Raw genomic sequence first — 17,749 nt, forward strand, 5'->3', positions numbered from 1 at the left:
AGAGATGATGGGAATAGTTCCCTTCTTTTTTAAAATCAGATTAATTTTATAATGCCGTGTCTTGGCTGCATAGCCTCTCCGCTTCTCAACAGATCATCAATGCGTCTTTTGACATCGTCCTTATCATGACCTTTCTGGGATAAAATATCAATAACTTCCTCAATTCTGGCATAGCCGGAATCGTCAGCATTCACCTTTATCGCTTCTTTTATCTCACGTATAATATCCCTTCTCTGCTTTGGAATACCTGTGACAAGCTTGTCTATGTCAAAAGATCCACTGTCAGGATCGTATGCAACATCTCTTAGACAGCGATCCACGATCTTTATGACACGTTCCGCATCGCTCTCTTCCACTTGGGGACTGAGTCTGATCCTCGCACTTGCTTCCGCAAGACGAACCATTGCCTCGAGTTGTCTTGCAGTAACAGGAACCGGTTTACTATTATCCGCCGCAAGATTTCTGAGACTTAAATAGTATGCAACCAGTTTCTCCTTTGCCTCAGCTGACAAAAGAGGGAAACAATTCCTCTTGGAATATGCGATATATTTCCTGAATATCAGGGGATCGATCTCAGGAGTGACGGGAGAGAGTTTTTGATCGATGTAATTATCGTCAATTCCTTCAATCGGATTTTTCTTGATATGTTCTATCAGCTCCCCAACTTCATGGGACTTTAAGATATGTTCACCAATTGCCCTGTCAAGACTGTCATTTGGTTTATCTCTCATTACAAAAATGAGATCGAAACGTGAGAGCAGTGACGGGGGCATATTAATCTGCTCGGCTATTGGTGCGTATTCATCAAAACGCCCCATCTTAGGGTTTGCAGCACCCAGTAATGCACAGCGTGACCTTAAGGTCGCAGTAATACCTGCTTTGGCAATGGATATTGTCTGCTGTTCCATTGCTTCGTGAAGCGAACTGCGATCGTCCCTGGTCATCTTATCCATTTCATCCACTGCTGCAATACCCATGTCCGCAAGGACAAGTGCTCCTGCCTCAAGAGTCCAGCGTCCGTCACCAAACTCGTCTTTGACGGCAGTTGCTGTCAGACCGGCGGATGTGGATGATTTACCGCTGGTATAGATTCCCCTTGGAGAAAGCCGGATGACATAACGGAGCATCTGGGACTTTGCAATACCCGGGTCACCAACCAAAAGCATGTGTATATCTCCCCTTAAATGACTGCCATCAGGGAGTTCTTTCATGATTCCCCCAAACAATATAAGAGTGATAGCCTCTTTTACTTCGGAATTGCCATAAATTGAAGGTGCTATTGATTTACCGAACTTTTCGTAAATCTCAGGGTCACTGCTCAGCTGAAGAATTTCCTCTTCGTCCTCTTCTGAAATTGCAACCTCTTCAAACTCTTTTTCACCGATTTCTATCGAATTGGCTTCCAGATATATATCAAAAAGAGAACTTTTGTTGCCCTGTGTTACTCTCTGGATAGACCGCAAAATCCCGTTTATTACAACCCTGTCACCCGGTGCAGCATTCGCAACAAGATCATCGGTAATATCTACATCAAGCGTTTCAGGCTGTTCCCCGCCGCGAAGACCTTCTGGAGATTCCTGTATTCTTAACTTCTGTACATCCAGAAATTTTGAAAGCTGCGGAACAAGTTCCATCTTTGTCTGCCGCTCACACTGAGTACAGTTTCTGTAAGGCTCCTGAAATTTACCATATCCCTGTTTATAGGCAGGAGTCAGCTCACCACAGTTTAAACACCTGAATACTGCATAAGTGAGTCGAGGACGAACCTCTGTTGTTTTCCTTATAATTCCCTCTACCGAGAGGAAGGTATTGATGTGATGTGCACGGATGTCACGGACATCTATTTTTCTGGGAAGATGGATAAAACGGATGTTGACGTTCTCAGCTTTTTCCTCTTCATCTTTTGTAAATATGAGATTGAAATTTTTTATCGCATCTCTTACATCCCCTACTACCTTCCCGGGATTTTTTAAGAGTTCATCAGATATTTCAAGCCCTTTTTTACCCCACTTCTCAAGCTTTTGGAAATCTATAATTAATGAGCGCCTGTACGGGTACTCTCTTGCAATTTCTCCCAGCTCAGCTTTATAGTGCTTTTTTAAAAAGCGGTTCCAGTCGCCGGTTCTGTCTGTTACTTTTACTTTCTCTGTTTTGGTATCCGCCAATGCAAAAATCACTCCGGTATATTCTATTCGGCTGAATACTTCTCTGCGCTGATAATGCAGCGTGCAAGCAGTGCTTCCATCTGAATGTCGGGATTCGCACCTTCACTTATTCTAAAGTCAGCGTCACCAAGATGGCTTATAAGCTCCACTTTTAAGGAACGCTTCATACCGGTTTCGGAAATAAGTGTTCTGTAACACTGATTTAAGAGTTCATTTGGAGCTATTCCACGTCTTATAGTCAGTTCATGAAGACAGTGCTCTGCCGCATCAAAATCACCTTCAAGGATAATCTGCAAAAGTTCGAGTATTTCATCCGGTTTTGCTGTGGATGTAATCTCATATATCATCTCAGGTGAAATATCACTGCTTATTATGGCAGCACCCTGAAGAGCGTTAATCGCCTTTCTCATATCGCCCTGTGCAACATAGACCATGGCGCTTTTTGCACTCTCACTCACATTAAGGCCTTCATTTGCCGATATCCTGTTTATCTCCTCAATTATTGCCTCATCAGCAAGAGGCTTGAAACGATAAATGGCACATCTGCTCTGAATCGGATCAATTATTTTTGACGAATAATTACATGAAAGAATGAAACGGCAGGTCTGGGCATAATTTTCCATGGTTCTTCTAAGAGCCGCCTGTGCATCTGTGGTAAGGGCATCGGCCTCATCCAAAAACAATATCTTAAATTCAGCACCCCCCATTGGAGATGTGCGTGCAAAACTTTTGATTTGATTCCTGACTACATCAATTCCCCTCTCATCAGATGCATTCAGTTCCCTGAAATTAATCTGCCAGTCATCGCCAAAGAACTCTCTTGCAAGTGCAACAGCAGAGGTTGTTTTGCCTATTCCCGCACTGCCGGTGAATAACAGATGAGGAAGGCTTTTTGACCTCACATAGTTTTTGAGACGCTCCACAATCTCTTTTTGCCCGACAATGTCATCCAGTGTCCGGGGTCGGTATTTTTCAATCCATATTGTATTTTTTTCATCCATTGCAAAATGCCCCGTCAAAAAATATCTGTATAAATAAAATTAGTATCAGATCATTCTATAGTTTTGTTTCTGACTTTTAATAATAGCTGCATGAGACAAATTCCATTTCATGACGATGTCATATTGCCATATATTTTTGCTATAAAAATTAAAGAATACTATAATTAAATTCAGCCGGGGATTTTTTGAAATTATGAAGTCAGGCTCTGCACAACTATTCGCAGGCGAATTAAATCTCTCTAAAGAGGAAAAGACAGGTTTTCTAATATCACCCTCAGGTGTACATTTTAAAAAAGTCTATATTACAGGCGCTCTCACAGAGGTCTTAGAGAAAAATTCATATTCACCAGTCAAAGCACGAATCGCAGACCCGACCGGTGTTTTTCTAATTCATGCCAGGAGATCAAATCCTCATGTAATCTCTGTCCTTAAAAATTCGCAGGTGCCGGCTTTCATGGCGGTTTACGGCACGGCGGAGGTTTTCAGGGAACAAAAACATGAGTCTGTCCGGATAATACCTGAAAATGTCAGTGTTATATCAAAAGAAAACAGGGATTCCTGGATAAATGGAACTGCGCTGCTTGCAATTGAAAGAATTGAAGATGAAGAAAAAAAGATTAGTCAGAATGATGTGAAAATTCTACTCGGGTACATAAACACAGCAATTCGTGCGGTAAGTATTCATGAAGAAGCTCATGAAACATGTGAAGAGAATCTGATCTTAAAAAAGATACCCTTAATTACAGAATATATTGAAAGAAACAGCAAAAGCAAAGGCATGCTTTTAGAAGATCTTTATGCATACTGCAATTCTATTGGGATCAGCGAAGAAATTACAAAAAAATGTATAGAAAATATCCTGGATGAGGGTGACTGTTACCTTCCGGCAGGAGGATACATAAAACTGCTTTAAATCCTGCAAAATATGATTCCTGAATTTCTTCCAAATGGACCTGCAATTCTCGTTGAAGATGAACAAAGAATACTTGTAGTGGCCGATACACACTTTGGAGCAGAAACAGGACTTGCAAGGCACGGACTTCACATAAAGAGCAACAGCAAAGAGCGTCTTTTAAGATTACTAAACTGTATTGATGATTCAGATCCGGATCTCCTGCTCCTCCTTGGTGACGTAAAGCACTCAATTCCCGTAACCACAAAACAGGAATTTTTTGAAATGCCCAATATATTCAGGGATATCAGACGAAAAGTTCCTTTTAAAGTTATTCCGGGAAACCACGACATAGGAATTGAAAAATTTTTGAAGCCTGATGAAATATTATCAAAAGAAGGAGTGTTAATCAACAACACAGGATATATGCACGGGCATACCTATCCTTCAAAAAATCTGCTGGGACACCTCATTCTGGCAGGTCACCACCACCCTGTCGCATACCTCTATGATGAGGTAGGATGTTCACTAAAAGCACAGCCCGCATACGTTCTTTCTGAAATTTCTGTTGAAAACACCAGATATGATTCAGAAGTACCCAAAGAGACAACAAGGGTATTATTTGTACCTGCATTCTTTGAGCTTGCCGGCGGAATGGATGTCAGGGAACTTTCTAAAAGCAGACTCAGCCCCCTTTCACGAAGTATTATCGAAGAAACAGCCGAAGTTTTTCTAAGCGACGGAACGTACATTAACAACCTCAAAATGATGCATGATGACAAGTGCGATAGATCTTCTTGATGAAAAAATAAAATCACTTCTTGAAAAACGCAATTTTAAGGAGCTTTCCTACACACAGGAAGAAGCAATCCCTCCGATTTTTTACGGCAAAAATACACTGTGTATTGCACCGACCGGCACAGGCAAAACAGAAAGTGCAATGCTCCCCGTGTTTGACAAACTGTTAACATCAGAAGGGGAGGGGTTTAAAGCAATTTACATCACCCCGCTTAGGTCCCTAAACCGTGATATCCTAAGCCGTCTTGAATGGTGGTGCGGTGAACTGGGTCTTAGAGTGGGAGTCAGACACGGTGATACCTCACAGTATGAAAGGAGAAAACAGGCCCTGAATCCGCCGGATCTTTTAATTACAACACCCGAAACACTTCAGGCAATGTTCATGGGAAAACGTCTCAGGAAACATCTGGAAAATGTGAAATATGTAATAATTGACGAAATCCATGAGCTTGCGGGAAACAAAAGAGGGGCACAGTTGTCTGTTGCACTTGAACGCCTGGTAGTATATTCAGGTGAATTTCAGAGAATCGGTCTGTCGGCAACGGTAGGAAACCCAAAGGACGTTGCCACATATTTATGCGGAAAGAGAAATTTTGAACTTGTAAATATACCGGTTGCACCGCATCTTTCAATATCGGTAAAATATGCCGGCGATGATTTTCAAAAACAGGCTAAATTTGTAGAAAAATGTATTGATTCTGAAAAATCATCCCTCGTTTTTGTAAACACCAGGATTACCGCAGAGGCACTCGGACACCATTTGTTCGAAAGGGGGGACGTTGATGTACACCACGGATCACTTTCACGCGATGTAAGAATAGAAGCAGAAGATAAATTCAAAAGCGGGAAGCTAAAGTCACTTATATGTACTTCCTCAATGGAACTTGGTCTTGATATTGGACATGTTGAACATGTCATTCAGTTTGGATCACCGCGTGAGGTTGCAAGGCTATTGCAGAGAGTAGGCCGTGCCGGACACCGCCTCGAAACTGTATCAAGAGGAACTGTTCTTGCTACCGGCTTTGATGATCTGCTTGAATCTTTGGTAATATCACGAAGAGCCCTTGAAAATGAATGCGAAAATCTGAGTCTTATCGTTGATGCGGCAGATGTCCTTTCAAACCAGATATCCGCAATCGCCGTAGAATACGGACAAATTAGTTTCGATAAAATCTGCTCCATTGTCTTTAAAAGTGCCTGCTTTTCTGACGATAAAGAGTTTGTCCTAAAAGTTTGCAGGCAGATGGAACAACACCGCCTGATAAGAATGGAAGAGGGGATGATTACAAAAACCGGAAGAGCGAGGACATATCTGTATTCAAACCTCTCAATGATCCCGGATGAGAAAAAAGTAAAAATTTTTGATATTGTTTCAAGGCGTTATGTCGGGACACTTGATGAATCATTTGTTGTGGGATGGGTTTATACCGGTGCTGTTTTCATCACAAAGGGGCAGTTATGGCAGGTTGTTGCACTTGAAGACGGAATGATAAAAGTTGAACCTGCGTATAAAATGAAAGGTGAACTTCCCTCATGGGAAGGCGAACAGATACCGGTACCTTTTGAAGTGGCTCAGGAGACAGGCAGACTGAGACGAAACAGAAATTTTTCCCGGTATAAGTCAGATAGGAAATCAATTAATTTTGCAGAAAATTTCCTTGAAGGCATGGACAAATCAAATTCCCTAATCCCGAATGATAAACTGATAACAGCAGAACATTATGATGAAGGTGTTGTTCTCAATGTCTGTGGAGGACACAGGGCAAATGAGGCTCTTGGAAGAGTCATATCAGTCCTGCTGGCCGCCCGCTTTGGAACATCCGTCGGAATCGAAGTCGGCGCTTATCGTATTCTTTTCAGACTGCCAAAAGATATCCGCGCAACTGATGTTGTTGAAACCCTGAGATCCATAGAACCCCCGGCAATCATGGGAATTTTAATGATAGCGCTTAAAAGAACTGCAATTTTCAAATGGAAACTGGTTCAGATAGCCAAAAAATTTGGTGCCATCGATACTGATGCCGATTATGAAAAAATCAGCATTCACAGATTAATCGATCTCTTTGATAAAACGATTATTGCAGAGGAGGCTTATCGCGAACTTTTCACACAGCATATGGATACCCAAAAAGCAGGTTTGCTCGTAGAGAATATTCAAACAGGAATTACGGATGTTTTAATCACTCCTTTAAGCGCAATCGGTCGTGAAGGACTCTCTTCTTCAAGAGATGTAATACCGCCACTTTCAACAGATCAGGCTGTTATCAATACAGTCAGGCAAAGAATCGAAAATGAAAATATAATTCTGTTATGCATGAACTGCCGGAAATGGAAAAGCAAAACAACAGTCGGACGCGTCCCCGACGATATTGTGTGTCCCCTATGCGGAGCAAGACTTATTGCGGCATTGAAGCCATATGAAGAAGAGAATATTAAAGCCGTTTTAAAGAAGGAAAAAACAAATGAAGAGAGAAATATTGAGATCAGACTTTTGAGAAATGCCAACATTGTTCTCTCAAGCGGGAAAAATGCAGTAAGGGCACTTTCTGCAAGAGGTGTCGGTCCGGATTCAGCCTCACGAATTATTGCAACAATGTCTTCGGGAGATGCATTTTACAGGGAAATTTTAAAAGCAGAAAGAAATTACATCAAAACTCACAGATTCTGGCAATAAATTAAAAAATTATGAATTGGTTTCATTTTTTAAAATTAAATATTTTTTTTTGTTTTTTAGATCATAAAAAAATTACATTATATTGTCAAGCTTTGCCTCAAGGAAATCAAGACCTCTTTTTATATCCTCAAGGTTTTTACCGCCTGTCAGAATAATTTTACCTGATGAAAAAATTAAAGCGACAATTTTTGGCTCTTCAATTCTGTAAACAAGACCCGGAAACTGTTCAGGTTCGTACTCAATATTTTCAAGGTTGAGTGTAACAACAACTCTGTTCAGGTTGATCTGTTTTCCAATATCATATGAGCATACTATGTTTGTAATCGCAACTTTTGGTTCATCATATGTTGCGACCCCTACTTCATTTAATGAATTAATAATAATATCCAGACCTTTTCCAAGATCTGCCTTATCCCTGATTCCTGTAAGAACAATTTTACCGGATGAAAATATTAAGGAAGCAATCTTTGGATTTTCTATCCTGTATACCGCACCGGGAAAACGCTTGGTGTTAAGCTCACAGTTATCAATCTTTCCTGAAACGTCTTCGAGATTGATTGAATCTGCAATTTCTCCGGAGGCGACGATATTCTCTATTTTTAAAGAGGCATAATTTTTGTCAGCCATTGTATATTCATTTTCAGTCTTTTGACCATAATACTAACTGTATGGAATTGAACCTATCTTTCAAAGTGATAATACATATCTGATGAAATTAATGAAATATTATAGGCAGCTCCTACAAAAACATACATCATGCCATGTATGAAATGTACCAGAAGGACGAGATGTTGCAGACACCAAACAACATTCATATATTTTTAGATCATATTATCATAATAGATGAATTCTGACAAAGAACACTATTATACCCCGCAGGAAGTTGCAGAAGCTCTGAAGGTAGAGCAAAGGACTGTACATACATGGCTTAGAGAAGGGCAGATAAAAGGTGTAAAAGTAGGAAGGCTTTGGAGAATACCTGAAAGTGAACTTAAAAAAGCTAAAAAGAGTGATCAGGCAGAACCGGCATCCAAAAGGATCAGACACAAAGAATCCTTTGAAATTCCTGCTAATATGAAGGATTATGATGAAACCTTCAAAAAATTCAAAATTGAAGTTCCGGAATATTTCAATTTTGGATACGATGTCATTGATAAATGGGCTAAAACGGACAGAAACAAACTTGCAATGATATGGACAAATCAAAAGGGCGAGGAAAAAAAATATTCATTCAGAGATCTTAAAAATCTGTCAAATCAGGTTGCAAATATTTTACTAAAATACAATATCAATAAAGGAGATCGAATACTTATCATGCTCCACCGTGTGCCTGAATGGTGGATATTTGTAATTGGATTAATAAAACTCGGCGCAGTGGTTTGTCCGTGCCCCACACTTCTGACTCCAAAAGATCTCAAATACAGAATTAATGCTGGCAAATTCAAAATGGTGATTACAGATATTGAAAATGCCGGTAAAATCGATGAAATCTGTAAGGAATGCCCCACACTAAGATCACGGATGGTTGTTGATGGTGAACTCGAAGGCTGGGCAAGTTATCCTTTTGAGCTGCTTTACCCTGCACCCGTATCACACAAATCTGTCAGCATGCCTGCCGATTCAAGAACCAGGTCAAAAGATCCAATGCTGATTTACTTCACATCAGGAACGACAGGCGAACCAAAGATGGTGCTTCACAACAATGCCTACCCGCTCGGCCATATAGTAACAGCACAACTATGGCATGATTTAACACCAAATGATGTTCATTTCACATCGTCCGATACCGGATGGGCAAAATGTGCATGGGGTAAAATATTCGGCCAGTGGATCGTCGGAGCATGTCAGCTCATTATAGACTTCAGAGGAAGATTTGAGGCTACAAAACTGCTCCCGTTCATAGAGAAATATGAAGTTACCAGTTTCTGCTGCCCGCCAACAGTATACAGAATGCTCATACTTGCAGACTTAAGCAAATTTGATCTTTCAGAGCTCCGCCATTGCACAAGTGCAGGAGAACCACTAAATCCCGAAGTTATTAAAATCTGGGAAGAAGGGACGGGACTCACAATCCATGAAGGATACGGCCAGTCAGAAACATGCTGTGCAATAGCTTCATTTACATGTATTGAAAATAAACCGGGTTCAATGGGAAAACCATCCCCCGGCTGGAATATCGAACTTCACGATGAAGACGGAAAACCTGTTGGAAACTATGAGGAAGGCAGAATTGCAATATCACTCAACCCAAGACCGGTGGGGCTGATTGTTGAATATATTGACAATGAAGAAGCGAATAAAGAGTCATTCCAAAACGGATTTTATTACACCGGAGACAAGGCATATCGCGATGATGACGGATACCACTGGTTTGTTGGAAGAAATGATGATGTGATTAAAAGTTCAGGTTACAGAATAGGTCCTTTTGAAGTCGAATCAGCGCTTTTAGAACATCCGGCAGTAAAGGAATCTGCAGTTGTAGGCTCACCGGACAGAATCAGAGGGATGATTGTAAAAGCGTTTATCGTCTTAAATGACGGCTTTGAACCGAGTGAATCCCTGATATCAGAGATACAGAAATTTGTAAAAAATTCAACGGCCCCTTACAAATACCCGCGTGCAATTGAATTTGTTGAAGAACTTCCAAAAACAATTTCAGGAAAAATAAAAAGAAAAGAACTCCGTGATCAGGAACTTAAGAAATTTAAAGGAGAATAAAAAGAAAATCTGCCAAAAATGCCAGAAAAATAAATAATATCTTATTTTTCCACTCACAGGGCATATTCAGAACAATCATGAAATACAAGAAATAAAACAAACAGGAAATTAATAAAAAATTAACCATTAAACTGAAGCTTGATTTCAGGTTTGAAACAGAACAAACCAATCATCTTTTTTTAACAATTCTCATGAACCAGATCAGATTATTTTTAAACAACATCTGGTTCACACTAAAAACAAAATTTATATAATTTCTGCACCACATTATGATATTAATGGTGCGATTCTCAGTTACAATGGATGATGAACTCGTAAATAAAATAGATAATGCATCATCCGTTTCAGGAAAGTCACGCTCTGAATGGATAAATGAAGCCTGCACCACAGGCGTTGAAAATATATCCGTTACAGGCGGCGGACAATGTGTTAATGATCTTTTAGCGCTTCGTGATCATATTCCAAAAGATATCCCGAATATGACAGATTATGACAGCCTTTACAATAATTTCAAAATTGAAGCACCCGAATACTTCAATTTTGGGTTTGATGTTATCGATGCATGGTCTAAAATCGATCGCAACAAGAGAGCAATGATCTGGGTCAACCAAAGCGGATATGAAAAGATATACTCTTTTAGGCAACTCTCAAACAAATCAAATGAAGCAGCAAACATGCTTCTTAAATATGGCATTAAAAAAGGCGATCGTGTCGCAATAATGCTGCATCGCGTATCTGAATGGTGGTTTTTTGCCATCGCATGCATCAAACTTGGCGCAGTTTTTGTTCCATGTCCGACAATGCTGACAGTAAAGGATCTCAAATACAGGATCAATATTGCCAGCATAAAGATGTTCATAACAGATATGGAAAACGCTCCTAAAATCGAAGAGATCTGTCATGAATGTCCTTCCCTTCAGTCCAGAATTGTAGTAGACGGTACACGCGACGGATGGGTCAGTTACCTTGTTGAACTTGATTATCCCGCACCTGTTTCAAACAAACTTGTAACAAGCGGACTTGAAAAAACACGTTCAACAGACCCAATGGTCATATACTTTACTTCAGGCACCACAGGAGAAGCAAAAATGGTTCTTCACGATCATGCACTCCCGATAGGACACATAACAACCGGTGCATACTGGCTTGATTTAAAGAAAAATGATGTACACCTCACATTATCAGATACCGGATGGGCAAAATCATCCTGGGGTAAATTTTTCGGCCCATGGATTCAGGGAGCATGCAGCCTGGTTTACGATTTCAGAGGTAAATTCAATGCAACAGAGATACTCCCGATTCTGGAAAAATATGAGGTTACAACATTCTGCTGTCCGCCAACAATTTACAGAATGCTTATTATGGCAGATCTGGATAAATTTGACCTCACATCACTTCGTCACTGCGTCAGTGCAGGTGAACCCCTAAATCCCGAGGTCATAAAGATATGGAAAGAGAGCACAGGCCTTACAATTTACGAGGGATATGGACAGACCGAGCTCACTTTAAGCATAGGGACATTCCCGTGCATGAAAGCAAAGGCAGGTTCTATGGGAAAACCATCTCCGGGATGGCATGTAGAACTGCATGACGATGACGGAAAACCTGTTGAAACAGGCGAATCGGGAAGGATTGCAATTAAAATGGATCCAAAACCTCTCGGTATGTTTATGAGATATCTTGATAATCCGGAAGCAAATGAAGAGTCCTTCATCGGTGATTATTATTATACCGGAGACAAGGCATACCAGGATGAAGAAGGATATTTCTGGTTCGTTGGAAGAAGTGATGATGTTATAAAAAGTTCAGGATACAGAATAGGCCCCTTTGAAGTAGAAAGTGCAATTATGGAGCATCCGTCAGTAAAGGAGGTTGCTGTTGTCGGATCACCGGATCCAATAAGAGGCATGATTGTAAAGGCATTTGTAATTTTAAAAGACAATTTTGAGCCTTCCGAAACTCTCATACGTGAAATTCAAAAGCATGTCAAGAACACAACCGCACCTTACAAATACCCAAGAGCCATCGAATTTGTTGATGAACTCCCAAAAACAATCTCCGGAAAAATTAAAAGAAACATCTTAAGAGACGCTGAAATTAAAAAATTCCAGAATAATGCTTTTAGGAATAATGACAACTAAATTTTAAAACTAAATTTTTTTAAAAATAATAATAGACTTTTTTTAAGATTGAAGTAATTAAATGAAGTTATTTGAATATATGTTGGTTTTACATCAGTTAACAAATCAAAAACAAAAGCTATATTTCCTTAAAGCTCGTATTATGTTGCAGTGCGAGGGTTGCCGAGCTTGGCCAAAGGCGCTAGGTTCAGGGCCTAGTCAATTAGTTGTTCGCAGGTTCGAATCCTGCCTCTCGCATTCACTTTTTGAATTCTGATTAATCCGGATAAATAAATAGTTTTTAATCAGGGTTTTACATTAAAACGTAAATTTGTATAAAATTAATTTTTGAAGAAAATATTATAATTTTAAAAAGCTGTATCTGAACATTTACTTTTGATCTCTTCACAAATTTTCAAATCAAGAATTGCCTGTTCTGCAGGGATTTCAAAATCAGTATTATTTCCGACACAGTCAATAAAACTGCAAAGCTCCATTTTTAACGGTTCAACTTTATTTACCATTACCTTCTCAATAATATTTTCCTGAACATACCTGGATCTTTCATGACTGTACTTTTCCGGTTTTCTGTGGATAAAAATCTCCTGAGTCATAAAGTCCCCTTCTATTGTAAAATCTTCTTCTTCAACATAGATCATTCTTATTTTCTTTGAGGACTTTCTGCTCGTAGAAAGGTAAACCGGCAGGTCACCAAAATTAAAAAGTGCACCACAGAGATCATTGCTGCCTGAACATGACAACTGATAAGGCAAGGCGAATTTAAAGTTGTTGAATAAAATGTCTATATCATGGATCATTAAATCTTCAACAACAGAGCTGCCTGATATCCTGCCGGAAGCAGGATTATGCCGTTTTATTTCAATATATAATGGATTTTTGATTATTTTTTGAATTTCCTTTACTATCGGGTTGAATCGTTCGATATGCCCAACACCAACAACAATATCTTTTGGAATATTTTCATTTAGCAATTCTGCTTCTTTGGAATTCAGACAAATTGGCTTTTCTATGAGCATATTTACTCCGACTTCTGCAACACTCATTGCCACGTCATAGTGATACTCGGTCGGAACACAGATACTGACTGCATCAATTTGTCCAAGCATTCTGTCAAGTGAACTGACAGCTTTTGCTCCGTTTCTTTTTGCAAGTTCTGTTGCTGCATCACTATTAATATCATACAAATACAGGTCATTCACTTTTTTTAATTCCGAATAAACGCGTACATGATTCCTCCCCATTATACCGGTTCCAATCACACCAACATCCATTTATACCACCCCATAAATCAGATTACAAATTATGCTGAAATTTTTTGAATTAAACCACTCAATGAAAGGCAAATCCATATCTGTTTTTTTTGAAAATTTAGCAGACTCTTTCTCCAATACAAATGAATTATTATCAATTCTCTGTAAATTCGAACATATGTTCGTAAAATTAATCCGGAATATTTTATAGAACAAAATTCCGGATTCTAAAACATTATGACAGATAAATAATTCCCCCCTCAGATTACTTCACTATTTATCGAGTATAACGCTCAAAAGGGTAAACGGGCCTTAAATAATATGCCAAGCAGTGTTGTTGTGCACACATTGGTCAAAATCTACAGTGATTCTAAAAGGACAATTTTTCCATCAACTAAATATATCCCACACGATTTATTGAAAATATACAAAATAATAAATAGTCCTGTTGTTAATTAGATAGTAATTTTAATTCAAAACTCTGAAAATAATAAATTCTAAAAAAATGATCCTGAAATCTTTCGATTTAAAATTTATATTCAATAGTTTCAGAATTTTTTAATTTATTACATATAGAGGGTTCTTCTACAAAACAATTAATAGGATTATTTCTCTCATTTTGAAGGGGGTTTACGGAACATATGACCTGAAAACCGCCATATACATTCAAATCAGTATATTCATTTGATATTTTTATCGATAAAAATATGAGGTCACCATTTTTATGGATGAAATCGGATTCAAACGCAATCGGTGAATTATTATCATGTGAATTCAACATGGAGATAAATTTTTCAACTTCTTTCGTATTTAAATTAAGATATTCAAAAATTGAAGTCCCCGTCATTTCTTCAGGCAGATATCCAACCAAATACTCACTCTTTTTACTGACATAGTTCAAAATGCCCTTGTGATTAATGAACATTACAAATTCATCAATATTTTCCAATAAAGATTCATATAATCTTTTTTTGGCCATGAGTTGATCCTTTAACAATTTTTTCTCGGTAATGTCTTTAAGGAGGATCAAAATACCAGGACATCCATCGGTAAGAACAACCTGAAATGTCTCAAATGTAAAAAAAAGCTGAGATTCATTTTTGAGAATATTTATCTCCTCACAAACTTTTTTTCCCTCTAAAATTTCTTCTAATTTAGAAAGGATATCAAAATATGGTGAGAGACAATCGAATAAATCAGTGATATATTTTCCAGGTAAATCTTCTTTTTCAGAATCAATAAGATTGGAAAAATTTTCATTCAGATCAACAATTCTTCGATCTTCATTTAAAATAAGAAGGTAATCTGAAGAATAATCCATTATTGTTGATATTGGGATTCTGGAGGAAAGAAAATATACTTTGGCCTTTCCAAAAGGCACCATATCCACCTGACCTGAACTTCGCATAACATCAAGATACCTGGCAACAGACATCCTGTTCATCCCTATTGCATTAGAGATATCTTTTACAGGCAAACCCCTCGGATGCTTTTTTAATAAGTTAAGAATTTCCGATATTGCAGAGTCATTGTTTGCCATTTCATTATTTGTTAATTTTGATAATATAAATGTCATATCATTCTGCCTGACAATGACGATATATTGGTCATATTTATAATAATGATTTACCGCTCCCAAAACAATGAGCTTTTCAAAAACTTAAGAGTGGACAATATTACAAAAATTTGCATGAATATAGATTTTTAGATATAACCAATTAATACAAAAACTACTGTAACTAAACCAAGAAAGATACAAAATATCCAAAAAGGAGTTTTCCTTGCAAATTTTAGCAAAAAGTCCATGGATATATAACCAAAAACAAAAGAAGAGACCGTCAATAAAAACATGGTTCCAGGAGGTATCAGCCTGATTGAGTCAATATCCACACAAAATATGCATATCGTGGCAGGTACGCTTATAAGAAATGAAATTACCAGTGCTGACTCCTGCTTCACATTTCTTGCAAGCAGGGTTGCCACTGTCACTCCCGAACGCGAAATCCCCGGAATTATTGCAAACCCCTGAGCCATACCCAGTATAACTATATCCTTATCGGACAGATTTTGTGTATCTTTATCTCCAAAGGCACCTGTTTTTTTCATAATCAGGCCAGTGAAGATTAACATCAACCCGATTAAAAGTGTAAAAGTGGCCGCACTGTTCTCAAAGGAAACCATCTTTAATGCGAAATAAAGAGGAAGTGCAGTAAACCCAGTAAAAATTGTTGCAAAAATAAGTATCCGGGTCATTTTATGATTAATACTGAAGTTTTTTAATACAGAATAAAATTCATTTTTAAATTTGATGACAACAGCAAACATTGTGCCAACATGAAGATAAAAAGCATAAGAAAGAGCAGTCTGAGGATCCATATTGAGCTGGTTAAGCATAAATAACATAGTCTGGGCTTCACTGCTTATCGGCAGCCACTCAATAGTCCCCTGAATAAAACCTGCAATAATTGCTTCAATACCATTCATTATTATTTTAAAAGGTGTATTAATCTAATTTATAGTTTCTCCCAAATTTGTATGATGAAATTAGGGATTATACAATAGAGAAATTACAGAAATTCATTCTTTTGGCATTGCTGTGCACTTATATTTTATTACAATAAAAATCAATTAAAATTTCAATTATCAATAAATTCGATCACCTGGTTTAATAAGACGTACATTATCAAAAAATTTATAACTAAAAATAACCACGGATTTTAAATTAAAATAGTGATTCTCACTATTTTTAAACTAATATAGTTTGTCAAATCAAACATGCGAAATGTCTGGCATTCTCTTTTATTCTAAAATATTGATTGGAGATAATAATGTAAAGTAGAAAGATTTTGACATTTCAAATGCAAAATGCTGACTTTGCAATAAAAGGGGGATATTTAAATGAAAAAAAGGTTATCAATTATCATTGTCGGCCTCTTGTTTGGGTTATTCATATTTGCTACACCCTCATTTGCATATGTAATAGACGGTGATCTAAGTGACTGGGGTTTGAACAAATTAAAAGATACTTCCTATAGCTGGAGCGATGAAGAAACATGGCTTCCAAACAGTGGTGTCAGTTTTATTGTTGAGGACAACTTTAATCCACTGCACACAGACAGCTCGTACACATATTTTGGAGTCCACATAAAAGGAGTCGGCAGTAGTTATTCTTCTTATAATGAATTAAAAAAGATAAAACTGGAAAACGGAATAGAAGTTAGCGAGCCTTACGGAGGGGAGTACTACGACCTTGAAGCAAGGTATTTTGATCAGGATGACGACTATATCTACATAGCAATTGTTACATCACTGGAACCAACTGCTGAAGGAGACAAAAGACCCGGTGATCTTGCACTAAATATTGATCTTGACAGCAGTACAGGTGATTTAGGATATGAATATGGCGTTAAAATTCACGAGGATCCAGAACAGGGAAATATTATTTATAACCCGGTCTGGGAAAAGTTAGGGTATCTGCTTCCCGTATTACCGGACAGAATTGTCCCAGACAGTGGTAACAAAGTAGGAATCGCAGATATTGCATATACTAACCAATGGCTTTCAAGGCAGGACTGGGGAAAAGATAATTATGTGATTGAGATAGCAATCGATAAAACAGTTATTGGACTTTCAAAAGGCGACATAGTATCGGACAGATCTATAATGTACTGTGATAACTGCATTAATGAACACATATTTGTGCCGGAATTTCCAACAATAGCAGTATCACTAGCTATAATAATCGGATTTATGTCAGTTATCTACATGGGAAGGGAAAGAATAGTTAAAAAATAATGTATATATTAAGGACATAACGTCCTCTATTTTAAAAAACGCAATTATCTCAAATATAAAGTTTATTTCCGGATTATGTTATTTATCTGCGCCATATAACATTTTTGAAGAATCAAGGACTGAAATTCATATCTTCTAATCATTGCTACCTGATAGTAATCACAAATTATCCAGAAAAGATCTTTTTCTCTGTTATCTCCTTCGAATTTCAGTCACTCTGACGATATAATGTCAAATTTTAATTAATGAAATAATTCATTCATCCATTGATCTTTTCATATTAAATTAGAAATCTCAGTTTTTTTCAAAGATTCC

General features: G+C 38.0%; 12 protein-coding genes and 1 tRNA gene. 7 read left to right on the forward strand and 6 right to left on the reverse strand.

Annotation, left to right across the window (positions count from 1 at the left end; genetic code table 11):
* Nucleotides 1–35 precede the first annotated feature (35 nt).
* Both F1737_RS06225 and F1737_RS06230 read right to left on the reverse strand, forming a co-directional pair.
* Nucleotides 36–2,165, reverse strand: a complete 2,130-nt coding sequence (locus tag F1737_RS06225; protein ID WP_317135741.1) for a minichromosome maintenance protein MCM — start codon at nucleotides 2,163–2,165, stop codon at nucleotides 36–38.
* Nucleotides 2,166–2,188: 23 nt separating this feature from the next.
* Nucleotides 2,189–3,166 carry a replication factor C small subunit gene (locus tag F1737_RS06230; RefSeq protein WP_317135742.1) on the reverse strand — a complete coding sequence of 326 codons (978 nt, stop codon included), beginning with the start codon at nucleotides 3,164–3,166 and terminating at the stop codon, nucleotides 2,189–2,191.
* A gap of 193 nt (nucleotides 3,167–3,359) precedes the next feature.
* On the opposite strand from F1737_RS06230, the gene F1737_RS06235 reads away from it, so the two are divergent.
* The 3 genes from F1737_RS06235 to F1737_RS06245 are packed head-to-tail and all read left to right on the forward strand — an operon-like array spanning nucleotide 3,360 to nucleotide 7,530.
* Nucleotides 3,360–4,079 carry a hypothetical protein gene (locus F1737_RS06235; RefSeq protein ID WP_317135743.1) on the forward strand — a complete coding sequence of 240 codons (720 nt, stop codon included), beginning with the start codon at nucleotides 3,360–3,362 and terminating at the stop codon, nucleotides 4,077–4,079.
* Nucleotides 4,080–4,091: 12 nt separating this feature from the next.
* Nucleotides 4,092–4,859, forward strand: a complete 768-nt coding sequence (locus tag F1737_RS06240; protein ID WP_317135744.1) for a metallophosphoesterase — start codon at nucleotides 4,092–4,094, stop codon at nucleotides 4,857–4,859.
* Nucleotides 4,834–7,530, forward strand: a complete 2,697-nt coding sequence (locus F1737_RS06245) for a DEAD/DEAH box helicase (RefSeq protein WP_317137872.1) — start codon at nucleotides 4,834–4,836, stop codon at nucleotides 7,528–7,530. The genes F1737_RS06240 and F1737_RS06245 overlap by 26 nt, the downstream gene beginning before the upstream one ends.
* A 72-nt stretch (nucleotides 7,531–7,602) precedes the next feature.
* Here F1737_RS06245 and F1737_RS06250 read toward each other — a convergent pair whose 3' ends face one another.
* On the reverse strand, nucleotides 7,603–8,157 hold the full coding sequence (locus tag F1737_RS06250) for a TATA-box-binding protein (protein ID WP_317135745.1): 555 nt from the start codon (nucleotides 8,155–8,157) through the stop codon (nucleotides 7,603–7,605).
* Nucleotides 8,158–8,373: 216 nt separating this feature from the next.
* Here F1737_RS06250 and F1737_RS06255 point away from each other — a divergent pair, with 216 nt between their 5' ends.
* The 3 genes from F1737_RS06255 (at nucleotide 8,374) to F1737_RS06265 (ending at nucleotide 12,626) form a co-directional block, all read left to right on the forward strand.
* Nucleotides 8,374–10,248, forward strand: coding sequence for an AMP-binding protein (locus F1737_RS06255; protein ID WP_317135746.1), 1,875 nt, complete (start codon nucleotides 8,374–8,376; stop codon nucleotides 10,246–10,248).
* Between the two features lie 278 nt (nucleotides 10,249–10,526).
* On the forward strand, nucleotides 10,527–12,389 hold the full coding sequence (locus F1737_RS06260) for an AMP-binding protein (protein ID WP_317135747.1): 1,863 nt from the start codon (nucleotides 10,527–10,529) through the stop codon (nucleotides 12,387–12,389).
* Nucleotides 12,390–12,541: 152 nt separating this feature from the next.
* A tRNA-Leu gene (locus F1737_RS06265) sits at nucleotides 12,542–12,626 on the forward strand.
* Nucleotides 12,627–12,736: 110 nt separating this feature from the next.
* Here F1737_RS06265 and F1737_RS06270 read toward each other — a convergent pair.
* The 3 genes from F1737_RS06270 to F1737_RS06280 form a co-directional block, all read right to left on the reverse strand.
* On the reverse strand, nucleotides 12,737–13,660 hold the full coding sequence (locus tag F1737_RS06270; RefSeq protein WP_317135748.1) for a Gfo/Idh/MocA family oxidoreductase: 924 nt from the start codon (nucleotides 13,658–13,660) through the stop codon (nucleotides 12,737–12,739).
* A gap of 505 nt (nucleotides 13,661–14,165) precedes the next feature.
* On the reverse strand, nucleotides 14,166–15,215 hold the full coding sequence (locus tag F1737_RS06275; protein WP_317135749.1) for a PAS domain-containing protein: 1,050 nt from the start codon (nucleotides 15,213–15,215) through the stop codon (nucleotides 14,166–14,168).
* A gap of 128 nt (nucleotides 15,216–15,343) precedes the next feature.
* On the reverse strand, nucleotides 15,344–16,123 hold the full coding sequence (locus F1737_RS06280) for an undecaprenyl-diphosphate phosphatase (protein ID WP_317135750.1): 780 nt from the start codon (nucleotides 16,121–16,123) through the stop codon (nucleotides 15,344–15,346).
* 414 nt (nucleotides 16,124–16,537) lie between these two features.
* On the opposite strand from F1737_RS06280, the gene F1737_RS06285 reads away from it, so the two are divergent.
* Complete coding sequence (locus tag F1737_RS06285; RefSeq protein WP_317135751.1) at nucleotides 16,538–17,434, forward strand: hypothetical protein; 897 nt, start codon at nucleotides 16,538–16,540, stop codon at nucleotides 17,432–17,434.
* The last annotated feature ends 315 nt before the right edge of the window (nucleotides 17,435–17,749 follow it).

Origin of the sequence: Methanoplanus sp. FWC-SCC4, from assembly GCF_032878975.1 — an archaeon.
Classification (GTDB): Archaea; Halobacteriota; Methanomicrobia; order Methanomicrobiales; family Methanomicrobiaceae; genus Methanochimaera; species Methanochimaera problematica.

Coding starts and splice junctions, on each gene's coding strand:
- F1737_RS06230 (WP_317135742.1), bottom strand. CDS start 3,166: ATGGATGAAAAAAATACAATATGGATTGAAAAATACCGACCCCGGACA.
- F1737_RS06235 (WP_317135743.1), top strand. CDS start 3,360: ATGAAGTCAGGCTCTGCACAACTATTCGCAGGCGAATTAAATCTCTCT.
- F1737_RS06240 (WP_317135744.1), top strand. CDS start 4,092: ATGATTCCTGAATTTCTTCCAAATGGACCTGCAATTCTCGTTGAAGAT.
- F1737_RS06245 (WP_317137872.1), top strand. CDS start 4,834: ATGACAAGTGCGATAGATCTTCTTGATGAAAAAATAAAATCACTTCTT.
- F1737_RS06250 (WP_317135745.1), bottom strand. CDS start 8,157: ATGGCTGACAAAAATTATGCCTCTTTAAAAATAGAGAATATCGTCGCC.
- F1737_RS06255 (WP_317135746.1), top strand. CDS start 8,374: ATGAATTCTGACAAAGAACACTATTATACCCCGCAGGAAGTTGCAGAA.
- F1737_RS06260 (WP_317135747.1), top strand. CDS start 10,527: ATGGTGCGATTCTCAGTTACAATGGATGATGAACTCGTAAATAAAATA.
- F1737_RS06270 (WP_317135748.1), bottom strand. CDS start 13,660: ATGGATGTTGGTGTGATTGGAACCGGTATAATGGGGAGGAATCATGTA.
- F1737_RS06275 (WP_317135749.1), bottom strand. CDS start 15,215: ATGACATTTATATTATCAAAATTAACAAATAATGAAATGGCAAACAAT.
- F1737_RS06280 (WP_317135750.1), bottom strand. CDS start 16,123: ATGAATGGTATTGAAGCAATTATTGCAGGTTTTATTCAGGGGACTATT.
- F1737_RS06285 (WP_317135751.1), top strand. CDS start 16,538: ATGAAAAAAAGGTTATCAATTATCATTGTCGGCCTCTTGTTTGGGTTA.